At 67.0% G+C, this 5,821-nt stretch carries 7 protein-coding genes; 3 read left to right on the top strand and 4 right to left on the bottom strand.

Going from position 1 to position 5,821, the window contains the following annotated elements; genetic code table 11:
* The first annotated feature begins 101 nt into the window (after positions 1 to 101).
* From B7W94_RS00045 to B7W94_RS00035, 3 genes are read left to right on the top strand one after another with little or no spacing between them, the layout of a single operon-like run.
* Positions 102 to 1,055 (top strand): DUF3560 domain-containing protein, encoded by a 954-nt coding sequence (locus B7W94_RS00045; RefSeq protein ID WP_005052750.1) that lies wholly within the window; start codon positions 102 to 104, stop codon positions 1,053 to 1,055.
* Positions 1,052 to 1,273, top strand: a complete 222-nt coding sequence (locus tag B7W94_RS00040; RefSeq protein ID WP_005052747.1) for a hypothetical protein — start codon at positions 1,052 to 1,054, stop codon at positions 1,271 to 1,273. Before B7W94_RS00045 ends, B7W94_RS00040 begins: the two co-directional genes overlap by 4 nt.
* Before the next feature lie 7 nt (positions 1,274 to 1,280).
* Entirely contained in the window at positions 1,281 to 1,514 is a 234-nt protein-coding gene (locus B7W94_RS00035) for a hypothetical protein (RefSeq protein WP_005052746.1), read from the top strand.
* Positions 1,515 to 1,583: 69 nt separating this feature from the next.
* Here B7W94_RS00035 and nrdH read toward each other — a convergent pair whose 3' ends face one another.
* From nrdH to B7W94_RS00015, 4 genes are all read right to left on the bottom strand, one after another.
* Positions 1,584 to 1,844 carry a glutaredoxin-like protein NrdH gene (gene nrdH / locus B7W94_RS00030; protein ID WP_005052743.1) on the bottom strand — a complete coding sequence of 87 codons (261 nt, stop codon included), beginning with the start codon at positions 1,842 to 1,844 and terminating at the stop codon, positions 1,584 to 1,586.
* Between the two features lie 51 nt (positions 1,845 to 1,895).
* Positions 1,896 to 2,174 (bottom strand): hypothetical protein, encoded by a 279-nt coding sequence (locus tag B7W94_RS00025; protein ID WP_139833205.1) that lies wholly within the window; start codon positions 2,172 to 2,174, stop codon positions 1,896 to 1,898.
* A gap of 58 nt (positions 2,175 to 2,232) precedes the next feature.
* Positions 2,233 to 4,344 carry an FtsK/SpoIIIE domain-containing protein gene (locus B7W94_RS00020; protein ID WP_005052740.1) on the bottom strand — a complete coding sequence of 704 codons (2,112 nt, stop codon included), beginning with the start codon at positions 4,342 to 4,344 and terminating at the stop codon, positions 2,233 to 2,235.
* 664 nt (positions 4,345 to 5,008) lie between these two features.
* Positions 5,009 to 5,602 (bottom strand): hypothetical protein, encoded by a 594-nt coding sequence (locus B7W94_RS00015; RefSeq protein ID WP_005052738.1) that lies wholly within the window; start codon positions 5,600 to 5,602, stop codon positions 5,009 to 5,011.
* Positions 5,603 to 5,821: the final 219 nt, after the last annotated feature.

Below are 5,821 nucleotides of genomic sequence, written 5' to 3'. Positions count from 1 at the left end.
GAGTATGAGGGCCTGCATCGCGCCGCCGAGGTCTGGGAACGGGAGATCGGATTCCGCCACCCTCTCACGCACGACGCGGCCGCGCGGGAAGGGAGCCGGCCATGATGCTCACGATCATCCACGCGGCCGCGGAAGGCACCCTCATCGAAGGGACCAGCCGGGGCGACGGCACGGCCGATACTCTCAAGGCCAACGGCTGGCGGTGGAGCCGGGCGCTCGGATCTTGGTACATCCCCCACTCCCGCGACCGCGAACCGAAGATCGCGATCATCAACCGCACCGCCGAGCAGCTCACCGCTGCCGGGTTCGTCGTCGAGATCTCGATCGACTATGAACGCCGGGCCGCGGCCGTCGTCGAGGCTGACCTGGTCGACCGCAGGAACGATCGCGCTGCCGCCCTGGCGGTGCGCGCAGATCGACGACACCAGGACGCCACCGAAGAGGCAGAGCGCGCGGCCCGCGCGCTGCGACGCCTCCCCGAAGGTGGCGAGCCCATCAAGGTCGGACACCACTCGGAGGCCGGCCACCGCCGAGCGATCGGCAAGGCGGACGCGGCGATCCGCCGCTCCATCGACGCCGACGCGGCGGCACGGCGCGCCCAGGTGCGTGCCGACGTCGCGGCCGCGGCGACCGATGCACGGTATGCGCCGATCACCGTGGCGAACCGGATCGAGAAGCTCCGCGCAGATCGCGCCGGCATCCGTCGACGTCTCGACGGGTCAAGCCGCACCCTTCCTGGCGGGTATGTCGAGGTCACGGCTGCAGCCACCGGCGCCTACGCCGAACGGCTCGAGAGGGAGCTGGCCGCGACCGACGATCAGCTCACCTACTGGCAGGAGGTCCGCGCCGAGCAGGTCGCGACCGGCGCGGCCACCGACCACAGCAAGGACACCATCAGCGTCGGCGACCAGATCAAGTACTTCGGCGCCTGGTGCACCGTAACCCGCACCAACCCGAAGAGCGCCACCATCGTCGACGCCTACGGCCACCGCGGCACAGTCCCTTACACGCACATCCGCGAGCACCGTGCCGGCCAGAGCGGAGCGATCTCATGACCATCGCCGCCCGCCCCCGCACGATCCCGGAGCCCACGACTCGTTGGCTCCGCCGTCTCGTAATCGCGCTGCTGTACATCGCAGCCGCGGTCCTCTCTGGGTGGCTCGGGATCCTCGCCGCGCCGATCCTCGATCGCATCATCGTCACCGCCGCGGCGGTGATCCTCGTCCCCATCACCATCGCGCTCGTGATCGACTTCTTCAGCAACCCAGATTGAGCGTCCGATGCCCGCCTACAAGGTCCAATGGCAGCAGCGCGTCGACGTCACCGCCACCGTCACTGTGGAGCTCGACGAGCTCGCCGACTGGGCATGCGAGCATCTCGGGCTGCGCACCCTCGAGGCCGGTGCGCCGGCAGGCGCGGCGCCGGCAGGGGTTCGGATGATGCTCGAGCGGAACGGGCCTCTGCGGGAGCAGCTGCTGCAGCGGTGGGCAGCGGCGCACATGCCGCACAGATGATGTCCCGCTCCGATGAGCAGAGCAGAGGCCCCACCGGCGAAGAGCTGCCGGTGGGGCCTCTGTCGTCAATCACGCGAGCCGTTGCGCGAGCTCGTCGATCTTGTCGGGACGGAAGCCCGACCAGTGATCCTCATCCGTGATGACGACCGGTGCCTGCAGGTAGCCGAGCGACTTGACCTGTTCGAGCGCTGCGGCGTCTTCGCTGAGGTCGACGACGTCGTACTCGATTCCCTTAGCATCGAGCGCGCGGTGTGTCGCGACGCACTGTACGCATGATTTCTTGGTGAACAGCGTGATCGTCTTGTCGCCGTTCGTCAGTGTGGTTGTCATGGGTGATCTCTCCTCCTTCCTGGGTCTCGTTTGCTGAGCATGGCGGGCAGCTCAGACACGGGCAGCCGCGCGGCGCTTGAGCCACACGATGAGCGCGATCGCACCGATCAGGATCGCGAGGATGACGAGGATCTGTCCCCAGCCGAGGCCGACGCCGTCGACGACGGGGATCGCCACGGTTTCACCCTGCTCGAGCAAGTGGTACTTCAACATCCACGCGCGCAGCGGATCGAGGAACATCCCCAGCGACACTGCGCCACTGGCCAGGACGAGCACGGCGATCAGCAGCAGCGAGATCCAGTCGTCTTCCGACACGCTCTGGTTCGACACGCGATTCATCCCTTCTCTCGGGGCCGGTAGGCCCGCAGCATCATGACGGCCACGACGATCAGGCTGCTTCGGGTCGGCGGTAGCTGATCACCGAGTTGTCGAAGAGCGTCAGCAGCCCGTCCTCACCGCTGTCGAGGTCGCGGTATTCGATCGCGAGGTACTCGTCGTCGACGACGTCGGGCTCCACTCCTTCGACCACTCCCCACAGCCCCAGAGTCGCGTCGACGAGCAGGAGATCTCCGACCTCGAGCTCCACCGCGGGGCCCTCGAGGGATTCGCCGTATCCGTCGCCGTCAGCGGCCGCGTCGACGTCCGGTGCATCGTCGTCGACTTCGGGCACGAACCGGACCCGTTCACGAGAGTCCAGTGGGGTGACATTGGAGGGTCGAAGCGCGTCGTGCTTGGTCGTCGACGGTACCGATGCATCCCAAGCGACAATCTCGGCCGAGGACCACTGGAAGTAGTCGGGCTCGAGCTCCTCCCCCTCGCCGTCGTCGGTGAGCTCCGCTTCCGGGTCGCGCACCATCATCCGCTCGTAGTCGGCAGCGTCGGGACGCAGCGCCGCCAGGTGATCCCAGTCCGCCTTGTCGGTGGAGTCGAGCTTGGCGGGGTCGGGGGTGTAGAACGCCTGAATCTCGACGGGCTGAGATTCGGCGTTCAGAGTGACACCGCGGCCACGCTTGTTGCGAGGGATCGCGACACCGACCGCGAAGCTGTCCCACATCATGTTGGCGCCCTGCGGGGAGAGACGACCGAAGCTGACGCGGGCGCCGAAGTTGTCTCGCATCTCACCGCCGAGGAACTCGACGTCGGGGCGCTGCAGACCGAGCAGGATGTGGATCTTCGCCGACCGTGCCAGTCGCGCGAGATCGGAGAGCAGATCGAGAACGGGGGCCTGCGCCGGCGCACCCTTCGGCTTCACCGTCTTGTACCAGCGCTGCACGCGCGCCTTGAACGTCGCGTACTCGTCGATGATCAACGCGAGGGGGTCGAAGTCCTCGAGCCGGGCCGTGCCGTTCTCGAGCTGCGAGTACCGCTCCTCCATGAGCTCGTGCGCAGCGTGCAGCATCCGCACCTGGTGCTCCACCCGCGCGCCGACGAGCTCGACGTTGGGCCAGTCCCGGAATCCGGCGAACTCGATCCGCTTCCCATCGAGTACCCACACCCGCCAGTGAGCGTGCGCGAGATGGGTGAGCACCGTGTGCTGGAAGCTGGTCTTTCCCGATCCGGTTCCACCGATGACGAGGCAATGCGGGGAGACCGCCGGATGCCACGACTGGATCTGACCGTCTTCGTCAGGACCGATCGGGATCTTGAACGCCTTGTAGGCGGCGTGGGTGAGTGCGGCCGCGGGCTCCACTTCGTGCAGGACCATGTCGGGCATCGTCGGTCGGACCTCGAACGTGATCTTGTCGCCCTCGAGATCCCAGTGCGCACGCCACCGGCCAGGGAGCATCGAGGAGACCACCTTCTCGACCTGGGAGCGCCGCGCCGCGATCGCCATCTTCGGTCCCACGTTGTGCTTGACGTCGATCTTCGAGACCGAGCCGTCATCGGCACTCTTCACCGAGACGCTCGCGGTCGGGTCGATGACCAGCTTGACGACCTCGATCGCGCGCTGCTGCTCACGGGAGACCGGATCACTCACGGGTGCGAGCTCGACGACGAGCACGCACCGCCTCGAGTTGTGCTTGCGTACCCGGTACTCGGCACCAAGCCTGCGTGCAAGGCCTGCGAGGATCTGGTCGACGAAGCGGGGGTCGGTGTCATCGACGTGCGAGGCGTACCGGATCTTGATGCGCTCCGGGAGGCCCACCCATCCACGAGTCCACTTCACCGGCACGACGAGAGCACGGGTTGGCTGTGCCGCACCGAGCATCGGAAGGACCGCCTCGATCGCCGGGTCCATCCGCCCTTCCCGTTGGAAGGTCCGCACGCCGGATGCGACCGCGCCGGCGGCGAGCAACACGGCCACGACCCACACCAGCGGGATCAGATCGGTGAACGGGCGCACCGCGTTCAACCCGGTGGCGGCGGTCGCCAGTGCGATGCACAGCAGCGCCGGGATGATCCCGGTCAGCTGACGCCGAGGAAGAACACCCAGAGCCACCGTCGCCGGTGCAGGTGGGCGCGCCGGCGGACGAGATGCCACACGAGTTGTCGTTGCCATTCGAGCCTCCTGAGTGGGCCGAGTACTTCACGACCCTCTTGCGAGGTATAGGCCGGAGATCTGCTCCTTCGCGGACATCGCGGATTCTCCCCGCGTCTGACGCACTCGTGATGTCCCCTGTGCAAGAGTGTGCTCGAGGAGATCGCCACGGCGGCTGGAAAGGGTTATTGCGCCACATCGCGGCGCAGACCAGCGCAATACCTCCGCCACACCCGCGCTTGACACGGGTGATAGGATCAAGCCCGATCGGCGTTCTGCCGCAGGCACGGTTGTCGAATCGAGCTTGAACCCCTCCCCCTGGGAAATATTTCCAGCAGGCACACCCGCGCAGTTATGTGTCGTGTCTCACTCCAGTTGTCCGATTCTCACGGACCTGTCGAGTCGTCTCACTCCACTTGTCGGATTCTCACTCCAGTTGTCCGATGCTCGGCGCGCCGCGTAGTGCTGCTTCGAGGCGGGAGCAGCAGGGTCGGATTCGTGACAACTCGTGTGAGACAGACCGCTCTGCCGGGACTGCACCGCGAATGAGAGAAGTCCCGGTCAGCCCATCCGAGATCCGACAAGTCAAGCGAGATCCGACATTATGGCGCAATACTGCGCCGCACATCGGCGGCATACTGCACCGCACACCCGGTGCAACACGTCGCCGTGGCGCGGAGTCGGGTCAGTCGTTGGAGTCGGTCGGCGGGGTCTGCGCCTGTCGCCGGCGCTCCCACTCGCCTCGCAGCCATTCGCCCTGTCGTTGTGCTGCAGCGCGGCTGATCCCTCGCGCCTTGGCCGGCGCCGGCGGGAACGGGGCACCCTCGTTGTAGAGCTGCTCAAGGCGGTCGGCTTCCCGCATGAAGGCGACCTCGACGAGACCGGCCAGCGCGGGCGCACCCTCCGGCTCATCCCTCGTCGACCACCACGCAGCCTTGAGGCGCGCGTGCAGCGCGACCGGCAGGTAGTAGGTCTGATGGCGGTATCCCGCGGCTCCTCTTGGGTTCACACCCTGGGCACGGTCGGGGGCAGGAGGGAAAGGGGAGCCGGCGTTGTAGAGCTGCTCGAGGCGGTTGGTCTCGCGGCCGATGGCGACCTCGACGAGACCGGCCAGCGCGGGCGCACCCTCCGGCTCATCCCTCGTCGACCACCACGCAGCCTTGAGCCGTGCATGCAGCGCGACCGGCAGGAAGTATGCGATCGAGCGGTAGCCGGTGGCCGACACTGACCCGGCGGGTCGGTCGGTGTCACCAGCGGCGTTGACATCTGTTGAGGGCACGAGTCACCGTCTGGGTGGGAGAGGCTTCGGCCCCGTTTCGGGCCGGGGCTGCCCCCAGCCTACAGGCCGGTTTCCAGGCCGTCAGGAGGGTTACATGCCGCGAGTTGACTCGGTTTTCCAGGGGGGTCAGAGGCGTCGGCAAGTGCCGTCTGTGGGACAGATCTCGATGCCATACAGGCGGAGGAACTCTTCGGGGTTCACGTAGCCGGCGTACTGCGA

It is taken from the genome of Microbacterium sp. LEMMJ01 (genome assembly GCF_002114135.1).
Classification (GTDB): domain Bacteria; phylum Actinomycetota; class Actinomycetes; order Actinomycetales; family Microbacteriaceae; genus Microbacterium.
The sequence above is the reverse complement of the archived record's forward strand: the minus strand, read 5'-3'. Positions and strand labels throughout refer to the sequence as shown.

Bases quoted from the DNA above. Each gene is read 5' to 3' on its own strand.
- B7W94_RS00020 (WP_005052740.1), bottom strand. From the start codon at position 4,344: ATGGCAACGACAACTCGTGTGGCATCTCGTCCGCCGGCGCGCCCACCT.
- B7W94_RS00045 (WP_005052750.1), top strand. From the start codon at position 102: ATGATGCTCACGATCATCCACGCGGCCGCGGAAGGCACCCTCATCGAA.
- nrdH (WP_005052743.1), bottom strand. From the start codon at position 1,844: ATGACAACCACACTGACGAACGGCGACAAGACGATCACGCTGTTCACC.
- B7W94_RS00035 (WP_005052746.1), top strand. From the start codon at position 1,281: ATGCCCGCCTACAAGGTCCAATGGCAGCAGCGCGTCGACGTCACCGCC.
- B7W94_RS00040 (WP_005052747.1), top strand. From the start codon at position 1,052: ATGACCATCGCCGCCCGCCCCCGCACGATCCCGGAGCCCACGACTCGT.